Source organism: Arcobacter sp. CECT 8985 (genome assembly GCF_004116495.1).
Taxonomy (GTDB): Bacteria; Campylobacterota; Campylobacteria; order Campylobacterales; family Arcobacteraceae; genus Malaciobacter.
Window position 1 is genome coordinate 1 of record NZ_PDKC01000042.1, and the last position, 17222, is coordinate 17222.

Sequence of the window (17222 nt, forward strand, 5' to 3'; positions counted from 1 at the left end):
ATTTATTTCATCAAAAATAAAAATAAACTCTTTATATGATACATTTTTATAATTTTTATTTATAATATTAATATATCTTTTTATAGAAAAATACAAACTTACATATAATAAATATTTTTTTAAGTCATTCAATTTTATGTTGTTGCAATATGAGTTTAAAAATGTATCAATTAGCTCAAAATCAAATTTTTGATTATTAAAACACCAAGAAATAATAACAATAGCTAAATCAATATTTCTATCTGAGATACAACTATGAGCAAAATCAAATACACCATTTAATTTATTATCATAAAAACTTACATTATCAGGAAAAATATCAGCATGAATTAAAGTATCATTATTTAATTTCAAATCTTTTATATATTCATATCTTAAAAAGAACTCTTGATTAATACAAGAAAACTCTTGTTTATGTAATTCAGTTATTAATTCATCTATATTAAATGATTTATGAATTAAATAATCAATTTTTATATGATGCAATTTTTTTAAGAAAATTCCAATTTGAGAAAGATGTTTTTTAGTGATTTTTTTAATTTTACTTGATTTATTATAAGAAAAAAGAACAAGTGGTTTTTCATATATTTTACAATAATTTAAAACTCTTGGGACATTTAATTTTTCTATGGATTTTAATATTAAGATCTCTTCTTCAACTTCATAAAATGAGCTATTCTCATAAAGTTTTAGAATATAATTAGACTTTTTATCTTTTAGTAAATATACAGTATCTGATATACCATCTTTTGTATAAAAAGAACAGATAAATTCATAATCTTTAAAATATGAATTTATCTTATTTAAATCTAATTTTGTTTTTACACCCATGTTTTATACAAAATCAATAAATAAAGTCATATACTTCTCAACTTTTTCTTTTTTATGATCAAGAATAGTTTCACCTTTATAATTAAGATTTTCAAACGTATATAAGTTATTATGTTTTTGCTTTATACGAGAAGTATCCATACCTATTTTAGGTCTCATATATACAGTTGTAAAAGGTACTTGTCTTTTATGTAAAGGTCGAATAATAAAACTACTATCCCCAATACATAATGGTTTTTTAACTTTTGCAGAAGCATGAGAAAATGAAGTAACTCCAGGAATTACTTCACAATCTTCATATATTTTACTCTCTTGTTTTTTTATAATATCAAGTAAATAATATACCGTACTATAAACTGCACTATCACCTAATGTTACAAAAGATAGAGTTTCATATGTTTTAAAAGAATCATATATAATATCAACTTGTCTTTGCCAATCACCTTCTTTAAATCTCATAGGTGTATACATTGGAATAATAGGTTTATCAAAACCAAATTCATCCATTAAGTTTTTTACTATTTTATAAGTCATTGATCTAGAAAAGCTATTATCAGCACTTTTTGTAGGAATACAAATTGCATCACTATTTTTTAAAGCTTTAAGTGCTTTTATAGTGATTAACTCATAATCTCCTGGTCCTAAAGAAACCATATATAATTTCATCAATATAAAACCTTGTTAATATGTAATTTGTCGATGAGTTACACCAAGCATCTTAAATGACTCTTTGATGTTCTTCAAAATTATATCTTGAACCATTGGTAACTCAATAAGATTGAACTTATCACTTTGAGTTTGAGATTCTACTACTGTTGCTTCAAAACCACTCTCATTTAAATCATCTTTTATTTCAAACATATCTTTTATATAATGATTCCCACTAACAAGTAATAAAGGCACTACTTGCACTTTTTTAAAACCTTTTGCTTTTATTTTATTTTTTATTGCATCACTCATATGAAAATAAGGAAATGCCCCTTCTAATGAACATGAAAAATTTCTATTGTCTATTTGCTCAAGGAAAGATGCAGCATAATTAATTGAATCAATTCCAGCAGTATCAAGCCTTGGTGTCCCATGAATAACATATAAATTTGCAGTATCTTCTTTTGATATTTTGTTATTTAAATCATTAAAAAATAACGTAGTATCTTTTGTTTTTGTCAAAATTGGATCTGTTATTTTTAAATTTGCCATAGAAAAATGTTGAAAGCCCTCAACAATTGTTTTTAAATACTCATGTTCATCTGTTGGAAATATATTTATTGAAGAAATCACAACATGTTTACTTCCATGCATATCTACATCTGCTAATGTTTGTGGCAAATTTTTGTAAAGTTGTTTTTTTCTTTTTTTCAAAAACTTAATAACCATTCTAGAAGAAAAAGAAGTAAATACATCACAATCAGGATATGTTTGTTTTATTTTAGTTTCTAAATCCAAATACTTTTGTTCTTCAATTACAGAACCAAAACATGCAAGAACAATTGCTCTTTTTCTATTATAATGTCTAAATCTTTTCATTATTTTGCACTATTATATAATCTTGATTCCACTAAAGAACTTGATTTTAAACTATTTAATGTTTTAGCACCTGCTAAAACTGCTAAGTCAATTAACGGTTCTAAAATAATAACACTCATATATGCAGCCCCAAAACTAAATACTGAAGTTATATTTTCAATTCCAAAACCTTGACCATATAATGCCCAAAATGCAACCCATGTTACAATTCCACCTTGATACATTGTTGATAATTTTAAAGCATCAAAATATTTAATATCTTTATATGCAATATCTTTTGGAATAATTCTAGAAGCAACATAACTCATTGCAAATAAAGGCATAAGAAGTGTAGTTACATTCATTCCATATTGTGGTAAATCAAATGGAGCGAAAAATAGACCTTGAACTAAAAGTCCAAAGGCTAAACCAAATGCAGTTGGAGCAAGACCAAATATTAAAAATAGAGTTGAACCTAAAATCAGATGCACTTCAGATACACCTATAGCATGATGGGGGAACACTTCAAAGAAGATAAAAACTAAAACAGTAGAAATAATTGTTTTTAAAGCAAATGGTAAAACTCCACTTTTTTTAATATTTTCCAAAGCAAACTTTGCTGCAATCATGAATGATGCAGTAGCTGTAGCATAACTAAGTACAATTTTTGCACCTTGAACAATTCCTGGTTCTATATGCATTTACAATCCTTTTTTTTTAATTTAAATTTTTAATTATTTTTATTTTTAATTAACTTAATATGATAATAAAAGTAAGATTTCTAAAGTTTTTGGAGGATCTAAAGAGTTGATTTCGTTTTCATAAGCTCTTTTGTGGTATAAATTATTATTGATTTCTACTGTACATAATTTTATTATTGTCGAAAACATCGCAATTATTGACAATTTAAAGTACTGTTTTTTATACCCTCTAAGATTTTTCATAGTTAAATTATAACTAAAAAAAATTATAAAGAGGTGAGATGAGAGCATTTATTATATCTGCCATTGCGTCAAATCAAGGAAAAACTGTTTTAACTACTGCATTATTACATTATTTTAAAAATAGTGTTAGGCCATTTAAAGCTGGACCTGACTATATAGATCCCCAATTTCATAAAATTATTTGTAATACTGATTCTGTTAATCTTGATACATTTATAATGAATAATAATCAAGTAAAATGGCTTTTTAATAACTACTCCAATAAAGATACTTCAATAATTGAAGGTGTAATGGGATTTTATGATGGAATGGATAAAGGATGTTCTGCATATGATATTGGAAAACTACTAAAAATACCTACAATTTTACTTTTAGACGCAAGTGGTTCTTATATAACTATTAGTGCAGTATTAAAAGGTTTAAAAACTTACAAAGATGACAACACTATCAAAGCTATTGTTTTAAATAATGTATCTTCTAATATGCATTACCAACTAATAAAAAAACAAATTTTAAATGACTTTGATGATATTGAAGTCTTAGGATGGATAAAAAAAGGCATTAAGTCTTTAAGCAATACTCATCTTGGATTAGACTTAAAAAATGCAAAAAAAGACACTTTAAAAAATATCTCAAATGAAGTATTAGAAAATATAGATTTAGAAAAATTAAAAGAGATAACATCATACAAAAAACAAATAAATAATAATTATCCTTTTGAAAAGATTAATAAAATAGATAAAAAAGTAACCATAGTAAAAGATGAAAATTTCTCTTTTTTATATTATGATAACTTAAAGTTTTTAGAAGAACTTTTCAAAGAAGTGGAAATAATAAACCCTATTAAAGATGAACAAATTAGTAATGATTCTGATTTTGTATATATTTTAGGTGGTTATATAGAAACAGACAGTGCATATAATAAAATAAACAAATCCTATAAATTTAAAAAATCATTACTAGAACATGTAAAACATAAAAGGTACGTTTATGCTGAATGTGCAGGTTTACTTTTTTTATCAAACAAGGTTGATGATAAAAAAATGATGGGAATTTTAAATGCAGATTTTGAGCTTACAAATAAAAGAGTTAGACTTGGATATTATTATTGTAATAATGGCATAAAAGGTCATGCTTTTCATTATACAAAACCACTAAATACAAAAAATGCAATAGATATTTTAAGTAAAAAACAAAATTCAAAAGGAGAATTTGCCGCTTGGAAAAATGAAAATGTTTATGGAACTTATTTACATACAATGTTTAGAAATAATATAAATATATTAAAGGATTACTTTGGAATTTAAAATAGAACAACCACCAATTAATATAGGTGCAGATATATCAGTAAGATCATTTGAAATGATAAATGAAGAATTAAAAGATTATGAAAAAATAAATGAATTTGATGATGAGCAAAAAGAGGTAATAAGTAGACTAATTCATACAACTACTTGTTTTAATGAAGTATTAGAAAATATCTATTTTTCAAAAGATGCCATTAAAAAAGTTCAAAACCTATTAATAAATAAAGCAAAAATAATAGTTGATGTAAATATGATAAAAGTTGGACTTAGTGATTTTTATCTAAAAAAATATGGTAATGAAGTGATTTGTTATATAAATGAACCATTTACTTATGAAATGGCAGAAAAAAATAAAACTACAAGAAGTTATGCAGCAGTAGTTGAAGCTATCAAAAGACATAAAGATGAACCCCTTGTTTTAGCTTGTGGAAATGCTCCAACTTTTATATATGCAGCAATTAATACATTGATTGAACAAAAAGTTGATTTAAATAATGTTGCTTTATTACTATTTCCTGTTGGATTTGTAAATGTAGTTGAATCAAAAGCTTATGGAAGAAAATTTTGTGATACTTTTGATGTTGCTGGAATTATAATGGAAGGAAGATTTGGAAGTTCTACTATGACAGTTGCAACACTTCATGCAATATATAAATTAATTAAAGATTATGATAAGGATGAGAAGTACAATGGAAAATAAAGATGGAAAACTTTACAACACAATGGGAAGTGAAGTAGCTGAAGGTTTTACTTGCAAACCAAAACATTTTGATGCAAATAAACCAATTATGCATTTAAAAACACAACTTTTTATATGTACAGATGAAAGATGTGGAAAAGCGCATAAAGATAAAGATATTGCTGCAACTTTAAGAGAAGCTATTAAAGAAGTTGATTTATCAAAAGGTGAAAGTAGAATAAAAGTTGTAAGAACAGGTTGTTTTGGTGCATGTAGATTTAGAAGTGTTGCTAACATCTATGAAAACACAAAAGTAAATGGAAACTCTGAGAATAATGGAGTTTGGCTTAAAAATGTTCACAAATATGATAAAGAGAAATGGAAAAGACTTTTTATCGCATTAAGAGATAATGTAAGTATAGACTCCCTTGAAGAGTTCAAACCAGTACCAATGAGTGATCCAAGTTTTTATAAATAATGGAAAAAAAAGTATTAAGAAAAGGATACACAACAGGTACACACACTGTTGCATCATTTAGAAGTTGTTTAGATACAGTTTTGGCAACTTACGAATCTGCAATTTGCAAAACAAATAAAATTGACAATGATGATTTGGATGTAACTAAAGGCTGTGAGATTGTTGTAAATTTAGACTTTTCAAAAGATAACTTTTTATTAAATCCAACATTTCAACTGCCACATATTTTTGAGTGTGGTTCAAATAGTTTAGAAATTTATGCAGGTATTGGCGTTGGTGTAGTTACAAAAAAAGGTTTAAAAATAAAACCACCCTACCCAGCTGTTAATCCAACACCATTAAATGCAATAAAAGAGTATTTTGAAATAAAAACAAAAAATCTTGAAAACTTTCATTTGAAATGCTGTATTAGTGTAACAAATGGACAAGAAATAGCAAAACAGACTGCAAACTCTAAAGTTGGAGTTTTAGAAGGTATATCTATTCTTGGAACAACAGGTATAGTCAAACCAGTTTCAAGTTCAGCTTATATTGATTCAGTGAAAATAGAAATAGAATTTGCTATTCAAAATGGTTATAATCCAATTTATTTTACACTTGGAAACTCTGCATTTAAAGTAGCTTGTGAGAAATCTAATGAAGAAGGAATAGTTGAAATAGGAAACTTTGTTTATGATTCTTTTAAACTTGCAACAGAATTAAAAGCAAAAGAGGTTATTTTCCTTTGTGGTATAGGAAAAATGACAAAATTATATCAAGGATTTAAAAATACTCATAATAGATTTGGAGTTATTGATTTTACACAACTTCAATTAGATATAAAAGATAATTTAAACTATGAAGTTGATATTGAAGCTACACTTACAGTAAAAGGAATTTCTCAAGAACTTGAGAAAGTAGGATTATTAGATGCTTTTTATGAAATGATTACAAAAAGAGCAAATGAACAAATAAAAAAATGGTTTAACAATTCAAATATAAAAGCCATTATATTAGAGCAAAAAGAGGTTTTAGGATGGTAACAATAGCAGGAAATGGGATGGGAGATTATAACTTTTCAAATTTGAATTTTGATATTTCAAAGTTTGATAAAATTATTTGTGATCCAAACTTTAAAGAAGAAGCAAAAAATATACTGAAATTAAAATATAAAGATGCAAAGCAGTATTTATTAGATAATTATGACAAAGAAAATATATTATATGTAGTAACAGGTTCACCTTTATTTTTCAGTGCAGGAACAATTATTGCTAAAAATTTACCTAAAGATAGTGTTAAAATGATAAATAATACTTCTTGTAAAACTTATTTATTAGAAAAACTATTTATTAGTGAGCTTGAAGTTGATACTATATCTTTACATGGAAGAGATGATTTTGATTTACAAAACTTCTTGCAAAATAAATATACTTTTGTAGTTTGTGATAAATATACTATTTCAAGATTAAAAAAAGCATTATCTTTTTTTGAAAAAGATTCTATAAAAACAACACTTGGTTATAAACTTGGATTCAAAGATGAACAAATAATAGGAATAGATTTATTAAATTTTGATGAAAAGGTATTTGATTTAACGTCTCCTTTTGTACTTTTAATCAAAAAGGAATTTGAACAAAGAAATATTATAAGTGAAGATATTGAATTTGAAACACAAAGAGGGATGATTACTAAAAAGTACAAAAGACAACTTACCTTACAAAATCTAGATTTAGAAGCAAACCAATTACTTTGGGATATTGGTGCAGGAAGTGGAAGTTGTGCAATTGAGGCTTTTAAAAGATATAAAGTAAAAACAACTCTATTTGAAAAAAATGAGACAAGAATAGAATTTATAAAACAGAATTTAAAAAATCACCATGTAATAGAGACTAAACTATTTGAAGGTGAAGCACAAGATTATTTTACTACTTTAGAAGAAACTCCTCAAAGAATATTTGTAGGTGGAGGTGGAGTTGAAGTTATAAAACAACTTCCAAAGCTATTTGAGATATTAGATGAAAATGGAATTATGTTAATTAATGCAATTACTCTAAAACATCTAAATTTAATGCTTACAGTTTTAAATGAAGCAAAAATTGAGTACGAAATACACTCAATTTCACTTACAACTTACAAAGGTAAACTTGATTTAGTAGAACCTGAAAGACAACTTTTTCAAATAAAAATAAATAAACCTAATAAAGAGGATGAGGAATAATGATATATTTTATAGGAGCTGGATGTGGGGATCCAGACTTAGTAACAGTAAAAGCACAAAAAATACTTCAAAAAGCTGATGCAGTACTTTTTACAGGTTCATTAGTACCAAAAGAAGTTCTTTCTTGGTGTAAAGAAGATGCTATTATAGAAGATTCTCAAGGTATGAAATATCCTGAAATATTTGCTTTTTTAGAAAAATATAAAGATAAAATTGTAGCAAGAGTTCATACAGGAGATCCTTCTATTTATTCAACAATTGCTAAACAAATTGAGTTTTTACAAAAGCAAAATATTGATTATGAAGTAATTCCAGGAATTACAGCAGCTTTTGGAGCAGCAGCAAGTTTAGGAATTGAATATACAATTCCTGGAGTTTCTCAAACTATGATTTTAACAAGAATAGAAGGGAAAACTCCAAATCCTGAAAAGTTAGAAAATATTCTTGCTTGTAAAAACTCATCATTAGTATTTTATCTTTCAATTTTACTTTTAAAAAAGCTAAAGAAAAAAGCACTAGAAATGGGATATTCGGCCAATACTCCTTGTTGGGTAGTTGAAAAAGCTACATGGGAAGAAGAAGCAATATACAAAGGAACAATTAGTGATATAGAAAATCAAGTTTCTCATATTAGAGGTGTTGCACTAATTTTGTTAGGTGATTTTTTAAATCAAAAAGAGACGCAAGAATCACACTTATATGTAAAACCACTACAAAAAGAGTTAAAGGCGAATAAATGAGTAAATTAAATATAGCAGTAGTTTCAATAAACCAACCAAGTTTAAATAGTGCTTGCAAACTACTTGAATATTTAGATGATTTCAATGTAGATGTGTATGGCAAAAAAGATTTAGATCATAATCTTGATAATCTTATAACTTATGAAAAGATTGATTCAGTTTTAAAAGATGGTTGGAAAAAATATGATGCAATTATTTGTATTTTAGCAATGGGAATAGTAGTAAGAAAAATAGCACCTCTACTTGAAAGTAAAGCAACAGATCCAGCAATTATTGTAATGAGTATGGATTTAAGTAAAATTATTCCTCTTTTAAGTGGTCATATTGGAGGAGCCAATGAATTAAGTGATTTAATCTCTTCAAGAATTGAAGGATGTATTAACTTTGTATCAACTGCAACTGACCAAACTAAAACATTTGCATTTGATATGTTTGCAAAGAAAAATGGTTTGGAAATAGAAAATTTAAAATGTTTAGCAAAAATTTCAAATTCACTTTTAAATAAAAAGCAAGTTGAAGTAAAAACATATGAGAATATTTTTGAAAAAATTACTCCTAAAAAAAATCTAAAATTAGTGACAGAACAAACAAGTGATTTATGTGTAAATATAACTCCATTTAGTGATAGTAACTTAACTCTTAAACCAAAAGTATTTTTAGGAATGGGTTGTAATAGAAATACAAGTTTTGAAGATATTGAAAAAGCTTTTTTTTGGTTTTTAGATAAATACAATCTAAAAAAAGAACAAATTAAAAATATTGCTTCATTTGAGGCAAAAAGTGATGAAAAAGGACTTTTAGAGTTTGCTACAAAATATGAATTAGATATTAAATTCTATAATGAAGAAGAAATAAATACCTTACAAGGTGATTTTTCTCCTTCACAAGCAACAAAGTTTTTTAATCTAAAAGGTGTTGCAGAACCATCTGCAATTTTATGTTCAAAATATAAAGAATTAATAATCAAAAAAGAAGTATTTGATAAAAAAATAACAATAGCAGGAGCAGTATAATATGGCAAAAAGATTATATATAGTTAGTTCAGGTGCAGGTGGTACTTCATATATCACACCAGAAGCAAAAAATGCACTAAATGAGTGTGAAGTTGTAGTTTCTTATAGTAAGTATGCAAGAGAGTTAAAAGAGTTAATTGAAGGAAAAGAACTTTTTACATCAGGAATGACACACGAAATAGAAAGATGCTCTCAAGCAATTGAATATGCAACAAAGGGCAAAACAACTTGTATCATCTCAAATGGTGATGTAAATGTATATGGAATGGCAACTTTAATTGTTGAATTAATGGATGAAAGAGACCTTTGGGATGAGGTAGAACTTATTTCACTACCTGGAGTTACTTCATTTTTAGCAGCAGCAAGTAAAGCAGGAGCTCCTGTATCTCAAGATTTTTCTATTATCTCATTATCTGATAGATTAACAGATATAAATTTAATTGATAAAAGAGTAAAAGCAGCACTTGATTGTGATTTTATATTAGGAATATATAATCCTAAATCTAAGAAAAGAATCAAACCATATCAAAATTTCTTAAAAGCTTTAGAAGAAGGATATCAAAATAGAATTGCAATTATTGCATCTAATGTAGGAAGAGTTGAAAAAGAAAAAATTACAATTACTACTGCACAAGATTTAATTGATCAAGACATTGAACATCCAGCTGTTTCTATGTCAACTTTGATTATAATTTGTAATTCAAATTCAAAACTTACGAAAAATGGAAAAGTTTTAACACCAAGAGGATATTTAAATAAATATGAACTTGATGGTAAATTAAAATAAAAGGATACAGCATATGCAAATAGCTATTATTTCAGATATTCAATCAAATGTTTATGCACTTCAAGAGGTTTTAAAAGATATAAAATTAAGAAATATTGAAGTTGTTCTAAATTTAGGGAATATGTTTTATGGACCTATTGAGCCAAGAGCAACATATGATTTAATAAGACAAAATAAGTTTGTAAATATTTGTGGAAAAGAAGATAGACAAATTTTAGAAGCTTCAATATCTCAACTTGAAAATAATCATACTTTAGCATATGCATATCAAGATTTAAAAGATGAAGCGTTATATTGGATACAAGATTTACAATTTGAAAAAATCATAGGTGGAACTTATTATATGATTAATGGCACATATTTTGATGATAGCCAATATTTGTTAGAAGATGTTTCTAGTGGTGAAATAAAAATTAGAGATGATGAAAAGATTTTAGAACTTACAGATAATATAAAAGCACCTTTTATCTTTTGTGGGAACTCTCATCTTCCTAGAGTTCAAAAAATAAATACAGGACAACTAATAATAAATCCTGGTGCAGTTGGGCTTCAAGCTTTTAAAAGCGAAAATCCAGTTCATCATAAAATTGAAAACAACACTCCAAATGCTTCATACTGTATTTTAAAAATAAAAGATACAAGATACAGTATAGAACATGTAAGAGTTGCTTATGATTTTGAAAAAGCTGCTAAAAAAGCTCAAGAGAATAAACGAGAAGATTGGGCTTATGCACTTAGAACAGGAAAAACATTGAATAATTAGAATATAAAAGTAATATGCTTTTATATTCTAAATATGAGCACCAAGAGCAGACATACTTGGATCAAACATAAACTTATAACCTCTATACGCTATATAAATACCAAAAGCAATAACTACTAATGCTGCTATTTTTATCATTATATTTCTTAATGATGTTTGTTTAAAAATAGATATAAAAAAACCTAATGAGAACATTGCTGGAAGTGTACTTAGTCCAAATAGAAGCATTACAAAACCTCCTAGTAAAGCACTTCCTGTACTTGCTGCAGTTATTGCAAAAACATATACAAAACCACATGGAAGTAATCCATTTAGCATTCCTAAAAGATAAAAACTCATCAAAGAATTTGAACTAATTAATACTTTAAATGTTCTTTGATATAAAGGTGATTTTGATACAGAATGCTCTAAATTTGTCAAGAATTTTATTTTACCACTTAAAGATAATCCTATTAAAACCATTAATATTCCTATTACAATAAGTAAAATTCCACTTGTTGTTTTGTTAAAAGTAACAACACTTCCTAAAAATCCAAAAATAAATCCTAAAATTACATATGTTGTTACTCTTCCTAAAGAGTACAAAACATGAGATATTGCTTGAAGTTGTTTACTCCATCCACTTTTCACTTTTGTACTTGAATATGCGACTACAATCCCCCCACACATTCCAATACAGTGACCAAATGAACCTAAAAAAGCTATTGCAATTATTGATACTATACTTATTGTTTCCATTATAATCATTACCTAATATTTTCTTTAAAAAAAGATTTTATCACAATAAAACTTATTGCATAAAAAAAGCCTCACTTCGCTTTATGCAAAGTGAGGCTGACTTGATATATAAAAAATTGTGTATCGCTTGATATAGTAAAATTATACTATTGAAGTGTTAACTAAATGTTAATTACATTTCTTAAACTTCTTTTTTTGTGAAAATATTATAATATTACAAAAAAATAGAATTAAAGAGAGAAGATGAGATTAATTATGTTTGATATGGATGGTACACTAGTTAATAGTTCAAACGCCATTACAAATACAATAAACTATGTAAGAGAAAATATTGGATTAAAAAAACTTGATTCAAAATTTATACTAGAAAATGTAAATAACCCAAAAATAAATTCAGCAGAGTTCTTTTATGGCACACCAGATTTTACAAATGAACAGATTATGCTATTTGAAGAATATTATAATAAACACTGCATAAATGATCTAGAATTATATGATGGAATAGAATTATTAATTAAAGATTTGAAAAAAGACTTTACACTTGCAGTTGCAACTAACTCAAATTCAACTTATGCAAGAAAAATGCTTGAACATGTAGGTATTGCAAACTATTTCCCTACAATTTTGGGATATGATAATGTTAAAAATCCTAAGCCACATCCAGAAATGATTGAAAAAATACTTAATAGACATAATATTTTAAATATTAATGCTCAAATGATTGGAGATAGTCATAAGGATACTATGGCTGCACAAAAAGCTGGCGTTGATTCTGTTCTAGTAAATTGGGGATTTTCAGACCATAAAGAAGATGCAATTCAAACAATACAAGAACTAGAACAGAAAATAATAGAAAAATTTAATTAATTTAAATTTTTTCGACACTTAAGTTATGAGTTAAATATTAAAATTTCTTTTTATTAATATTTTCTCATTTTAGAATTATTTCCTATTTAAAGTCATCAATAATTAAAATATCAAAAAAAATACTTATTCAAACCTAAAAAATTTCTACTTTATAAAATAATGTCATTATAGTGTATAAAAAAATAATTAAATAGTTATTTTATAAGTTATAATTACAAAGTTTAATATTTTTTAAAGATTTATTGACACTATTATTATAAATTTAATATTAAATAAAAATTTTATAAATTATATTTTCACATGAAAAAGTTATATTTTAATTATATTTCTGTTACAATTGTTTAAAATTGGGAGATAAAATGAATAATTATTCTACAAAACTAAAATTGTCAGTATTGATAATAGTGTCAATATTATCATTATTGGCACTTGGAATCATGTCAGTAGTACAACTTAAAAAAGTAAATGCTGGACTTGAGACAGTTTATAATGATAGAGTTGTTCCATTAAAACAACTAAAAATTGTTGCAGATGAATATGCTGTTAAAATTGTTGATACTACACATCAGACTAGAAATGGTAACTATACTTATGATAAATGTATTCAAAACATTGATAAAGCAGAAAGTGAAATAAGAAAAAATTGGGACAAATATACATCCACAAAATTGACACCAAAAGAAGAAAAGTTATCAAAAAGTGTTCATAAACTAATGGCTGTTGGAACTAAAATATCTGATAAAATAAAAGAAGCCTGTAGACAAAAAGACAATGCTCTTATTTCTGAAATAACTATTAATGAGTTATATCAAAAAATTGATCCAATTGGTGATAAAATTGCACAACTTATTCAGTTGCAACTAGATATTGCAAAAGCTGAGAATGATAAAGCATCAACAATTTATAACAATAGTAAAATTATAACAATAGTAACTATTACTATATCATTATTTTTAATTTTGTTTTTAGCATTTATGATTATTTCTGATATTACAAAAAAACTTAATTTATTTAAAAAAGGATTAATTTCATTCTTTTCATACTTAAATAAAGAACAAGAAACAACAGATAATATCCAAATAAAAAGTAAAGATGAATTTGGACAAATGGCAGATGTTGTAAATAAAAATATTGAAAGAACAAAAGAAAATGTAGAAAAAGACAAAGCTCTTATAAATGAAGCTATTTTAGTCTTAAGTGAATTTGAACAAGGCGATTTATCGCAAAGATTAAAAACAAATGTAAATAATCCAGCATTAACACAATTAAAAGAAGTGTTAAATAAAATGGCTGATAATTTAGAAACTAATATTGATAATATATTAAAAATTTTATCAGAATATAGTAACTATAATTATTTAAATAAAATTTCTACAGATAAGTTAAAACAACATCTATTAAAATTAGCAAGTGGGGTAAATGACTTAGGTAGTGCTACAACTTCAATGTTAGTTGAAAATAAAATGAATGGATTAACACTTGATGAAAGTTCAAATACATTATTAGCAAATGTTGATAAATTAAATGACAGTTCAACAGAAGCTGCTTCAAGTTTAGAAGAAACAGCTGCAGCATTAGAAGAAATAACAAGTAACATTAGAAATAACACAGAAAATATTACTAAAATGTCAAGTTTTTCGGACCAAGTAAATATTTCTGCTACAAAAGGTGCAGAACTTGCAAATGAAACAACAGTTGCAATGGATGATATAAATCAACAAGTTAATTCTATAAATGAAGCAATAACAGTAATAGATCAAATAGCATTCCAAACAAATATCTTAAGTTTAAATGCAGCAGTAGAAGCAGCAACAGCAGGAGAAGCAGGAAAAGGGTTTGCAGTAGTTGCAGCAGAAGTACGAAATCTTGCAAGTAGAAGTGCCCAAGCTGCAAAAGAGATTAAAAGTATTGTAGAAAATGCAACACTAAAAGCAAATTCTGGGAAAAATATTGCAACTTCAATGATTGAAGGATATAAAGTATTAAATGAAAATATTTTCAAAACTACAGAATTAATTTCAGATATTAAAAATGCTTCTAATGAACAATTATTAGGTATTGAACAAATTAACGATGCAGTAAATCAATTAGACCAACAAACGCAAAAAAATGCTATGGTTGCTTCGCAAACTAATGATGTTGCTAGTATAACTGATGATATTGCAAAATTAATTGTGAAAAAAGCTGATGAAAAACAATTTATTGGTAAAGATGAAGTAAAAGCCAAGAAATTTGACAAAAAAGAACATAGTATAGAAAATCGAGATAAACCAATAAAAAAAGAAAACGATGAAGAATGGAAGAACTTTTAAAGTTCTTCCATTTTTAATATAAAAGTAATTACATAAATTCTTTAAAAATTAAAAAAGTATTATTCAATAAATTTTTTCTCTTCTACATCTTTTAAGATTGTTGTAGCAATTTTTTCAGTTTCAATTGCTATATCATTTGTTTGACTTGCAACACTTGCATTTTTTTGAGTTTGTTGGTCTAAGTCATTAATTGTATCATTTATTTGTTCAATTCCTTCTCTTTGCTCTTTACTTGAACTTTCAACATCACTTATTAATCTTAATGTTTCGCCAATATGTGATTTAAGCTCATTAAATCCTGTAATCATTTCAGATGAAATTGATTTACCCTCATTTGCTCCAAGAGTTGCACTTTCTACTAGTTCTTTTATCTCTTTTGCAGCTTCTGCACTTCTACTTGCAAGATTTCGTACTTCTGCTGCAACTACTGCAAACCCTTTTCCTGCTTCTCCTGCTGTTGCTGCTTCTACTGCTGCATTTAAACTTAAGATATTTGTTTGGAATGCTATTTGATCTATTACTGTTATTGCTTCTGCAATTGCTTGTGTTTGTTCATTTATATTATCCATAGAACCACTTGTTTTAGTTGCTAGTTTTTCACCTAAATCAACTGAAGAAGATACTTTATTTGCTACTTGAACCATTTTTGAAATATTCTCAGAATTGCTTACTACATTTGAAGTTATCTCCTCTAATGCTGCTGCTGTTTCTTCTAAACTTGAAGCTGATTCATTTGATGCTGTACTTAAAACAGTAACTGTATTTAATAAATTATGCGAGTTTTCTCTTAAATTTATACCATTTTTTTTATTTTGAACTAACATATCATTAATTGTATCGGCTAATAAGTTTAATGCATTTGCAACTTGTCCTGTTGGATTATGTAATCTATAAGTAAAATTCATATTTTGAAACTCTTTAAGTGCTTTTTCCACTTCATCAAAATTGTCATTAACATTATTTGAAATAGACTGAAGCATATTATTTAAACTTAATTTTAATTCTTCTAAACTTTTATTTTTTGTCTTAGCTTCAACTCTATTTTTTACATATCCAGAATTAACTTCAGAAACAATTTGTTTTACATTTTCTATTAACTTATTATCATCTTCTATAAGTTTATTTGTTTGTTCAATATTTGTATTTATAAGATTAGCCATATGACCAATTTCATCATTTGTATTTAAAGAAATTTTTTCAACTGAGTCTTTTTCTTTATTTAAATATTTAAAAAAGTCTAATAATCCAGTTTGAAAAATACTTAAAGGCTTTGATATTTGACTATTAATAAAAAATATTACTAATATAGAAATTAATACAATTACTATTAAAGAAATAAAAACAATACCAATAATTGTTGAATCAATTCTATCTTTTGCATCTTTTTTCATCAATTCAATATTTGCATCAATCTCATCAGTATATGCACCTGTTCCTACCATCCAATTCCATGGCTCAAAACTCATTGCATAACCAAGTTTATCATAAGATTTAGTGCTTCCTGGTTTTTGATAATCAAAAACAACTAATCCACCACCATTTTTCGCAGCTTTAATTAACTCTTTAATTTGATAAACACCATTTTTACTTTTCAGATTTATTAAATTTTTACCTACTAAACTGGGTTTAACACCTAAAGATAAAACGGTACCTTCATAATCATAAACATAAAAATATCCACTTTTTGCATATCTTAATTTTGATATTTCATTTAATGCTTCTTGTTTTAATTTTTTTTCTAAAGCTTGTGTTTGATCTTTTGTATCTAGTTGTGAAAACTTACTATATTGAGTATTAATAACACTTAAGGCTAGTTCTGTGAAAGATTTCAATTCTCTTTCTGCAGCTTTATAAGCTCTTTTTTTATAATCTGAAATATTGTTATTTGCTAAATCATTGATCTCATATATAGATTTTGTAGAGATTGCAATAGCAACAATAAAAACAACTACAATTGTAAAAGCTAATAACTTACCTTTTATTGAAAATTTATTTTTCATATTTTCTTCCCTTAATTTTCTAAATTTTAATTATTTTTTAATAATCTTATAATATATACT

18 protein-coding genes are annotated in these 17222 nt (G+C 26.0%); 11 read left to right on the plus strand and 7 right to left on the minus strand.

Annotated elements, in window-relative coordinates:
- The 5 genes from CRU93_RS12795 to CRU93_RS14225 form a co-directional block, all read right to left on the minus strand.
- On the minus strand, positions 1-831 hold an 831-nt coding region (locus tag CRU93_RS12795; RefSeq protein WP_164967687.1), incomplete at its 3' end, for a phosphotransferase.
- Positions 832-834: 3 nt separating this feature from the next.
- Positions 835-1497 carry a precorrin-2 C(20)-methyltransferase gene (locus CRU93_RS12800; protein WP_129104589.1) on the minus strand — a complete coding sequence of 221 codons (663 nt, stop codon included), beginning with the start codon at positions 1495-1497 and terminating at the stop codon, positions 835-837.
- A gap of 15 nt (positions 1498-1512) precedes the next feature.
- Positions 1513-2358: a sirohydrochlorin cobaltochelatase gene (locus tag CRU93_RS12805; RefSeq protein ID WP_129104590.1), complete on the minus strand. Its 846-nt coding sequence runs from the start codon at positions 2356-2358 to the stop codon at positions 1513-1515.
- Entirely contained in the window at positions 2358-3038 is a 681-nt protein-coding gene (locus tag CRU93_RS12810) for an energy-coupling factor ABC transporter permease (protein WP_129104591.1), read from the minus strand. The genes CRU93_RS12805 and CRU93_RS12810 overlap by 1 nt, the downstream gene beginning before the upstream one ends.
- 54 nt (positions 3039-3092) lie before the next feature.
- The gene (locus CRU93_RS14225) at positions 3093-3281 is read right to left on the minus strand and encodes a hypothetical protein (RefSeq protein WP_164967688.1); all 189 of its coding nucleotides are present in this window, start codon (positions 3279-3281) and stop codon (positions 3093-3095) included.
- Positions 3282-3319: 38 nt separating this feature from the next.
- Between CRU93_RS14225 and CRU93_RS12815 the strand changes: the two genes are divergently transcribed.
- Genes CRU93_RS12815 through CRU93_RS12855 form a run of 9 tightly spaced genes read left to right on the plus strand, consistent with a single transcriptional unit; the run spans position 3320 to position 11245 of the window.
- On the plus strand, positions 3320-4588 hold the full coding sequence (locus tag CRU93_RS12815; protein WP_129104592.1) for a cobyrinate a,c-diamide synthase: 1269 nt from the start codon (positions 3320-3322) through the stop codon (positions 4586-4588).
- Entirely contained in the window at positions 4578-5288 is a 711-nt protein-coding gene (locus CRU93_RS12820; RefSeq protein ID WP_129104593.1) for a precorrin-8X methylmutase, read from the plus strand. The genes CRU93_RS12815 and CRU93_RS12820 overlap by 11 nt, the downstream gene beginning before the upstream one ends.
- Positions 5278-5745, plus strand: a complete 468-nt coding sequence (locus CRU93_RS12825; protein WP_129104594.1) for a hypothetical protein — start codon at positions 5278-5280, stop codon at positions 5743-5745. The genes CRU93_RS12820 and CRU93_RS12825 overlap by 11 nt, the downstream gene beginning before the upstream one ends.
- On the plus strand, positions 5745-6767 hold the full coding sequence (gene cbiD, locus CRU93_RS12830) for a cobalt-precorrin-5B (C(1))-methyltransferase CbiD (RefSeq protein ID WP_129104595.1): 1023 nt from the start codon (positions 5745-5747) through the stop codon (positions 6765-6767). The genes CRU93_RS12825 and cbiD overlap by 1 nt, the downstream gene beginning before the upstream one ends.
- Entirely contained in the window at positions 6761-7942 is a 1182-nt protein-coding gene (gene cbiT, locus CRU93_RS12835; protein WP_129104596.1) for a precorrin-6Y C5,15-methyltransferase (decarboxylating) subunit CbiT, read from the plus strand. Before cbiD ends, cbiT begins: the two co-directional genes overlap by 7 nt.
- Entirely contained in the window at positions 7942-8682 is a 741-nt protein-coding gene (locus tag CRU93_RS12840) for a cobalt-precorrin-4/precorrin-4 C(11)-methyltransferase (protein WP_129104597.1), read from the plus strand. The genes cbiT and CRU93_RS12840 overlap by 1 nt, the downstream gene beginning before the upstream one ends.
- Positions 8679-9695: a cobalt-precorrin 5A hydrolase gene (locus CRU93_RS12845; RefSeq protein ID WP_129104598.1), complete on the plus strand. Its 1017-nt coding sequence runs from the start codon at positions 8679-8681 to the stop codon at positions 9693-9695. Before CRU93_RS12840 ends, CRU93_RS12845 begins: the two co-directional genes overlap by 4 nt.
- Position 9696: 1 nt before the next feature.
- Positions 9697-10482 carry a precorrin-3B C(17)-methyltransferase gene (locus CRU93_RS12850; protein ID WP_129104599.1) on the plus strand — a complete coding sequence of 262 codons (786 nt, stop codon included), beginning with the start codon at positions 9697-9699 and terminating at the stop codon, positions 10480-10482.
- Positions 10483-10495: 13 nt separating this feature from the next.
- Positions 10496-11245 carry a metallophosphoesterase gene (locus CRU93_RS12855; RefSeq protein ID WP_129104600.1) on the plus strand — a complete coding sequence of 250 codons (750 nt, stop codon included), beginning with the start codon at positions 10496-10498 and terminating at the stop codon, positions 11243-11245.
- Between the two features lie 27 nt (positions 11246-11272).
- Here CRU93_RS12855 and CRU93_RS12860 read toward each other — a convergent pair whose 3' ends face one another.
- The gene (locus CRU93_RS12860; RefSeq protein ID WP_129104601.1) at positions 11273-11983 is read right to left on the minus strand and encodes a sulfite exporter TauE/SafE family protein; all 711 of its coding nucleotides are present in this window, start codon (positions 11981-11983) and stop codon (positions 11273-11275) included.
- Between the two features lie 243 nt (positions 11984-12226).
- Here CRU93_RS12860 and CRU93_RS12865 point away from each other — a divergent pair, with 243 nt between their 5' ends.
- The gene (locus CRU93_RS12865) at positions 12227-12850 is read left to right on the plus strand and encodes an HAD family hydrolase (protein WP_129104602.1); all 624 of its coding nucleotides are present in this window, start codon (positions 12227-12229) and stop codon (positions 12848-12850) included.
- Between the two features lie 359 nt (positions 12851-13209).
- Entirely contained in the window at positions 13210-15162 is a 1953-nt protein-coding gene (locus CRU93_RS12870) for a methyl-accepting chemotaxis protein (RefSeq protein WP_129104603.1), read from the plus strand.
- Positions 15163-15221: 59 nt separating this feature from the next.
- Here CRU93_RS12870 and CRU93_RS12875 read toward each other — a convergent pair whose 3' ends face one another.
- A complete protein-coding gene (locus tag CRU93_RS12875; protein ID WP_129104604.1) occupies positions 15222-17162 on the minus strand; it encodes a methyl-accepting chemotaxis protein in 1941 nt (646 codons plus the stop codon).
- Positions 17163-17222 lie beyond the last annotated feature (60 nt).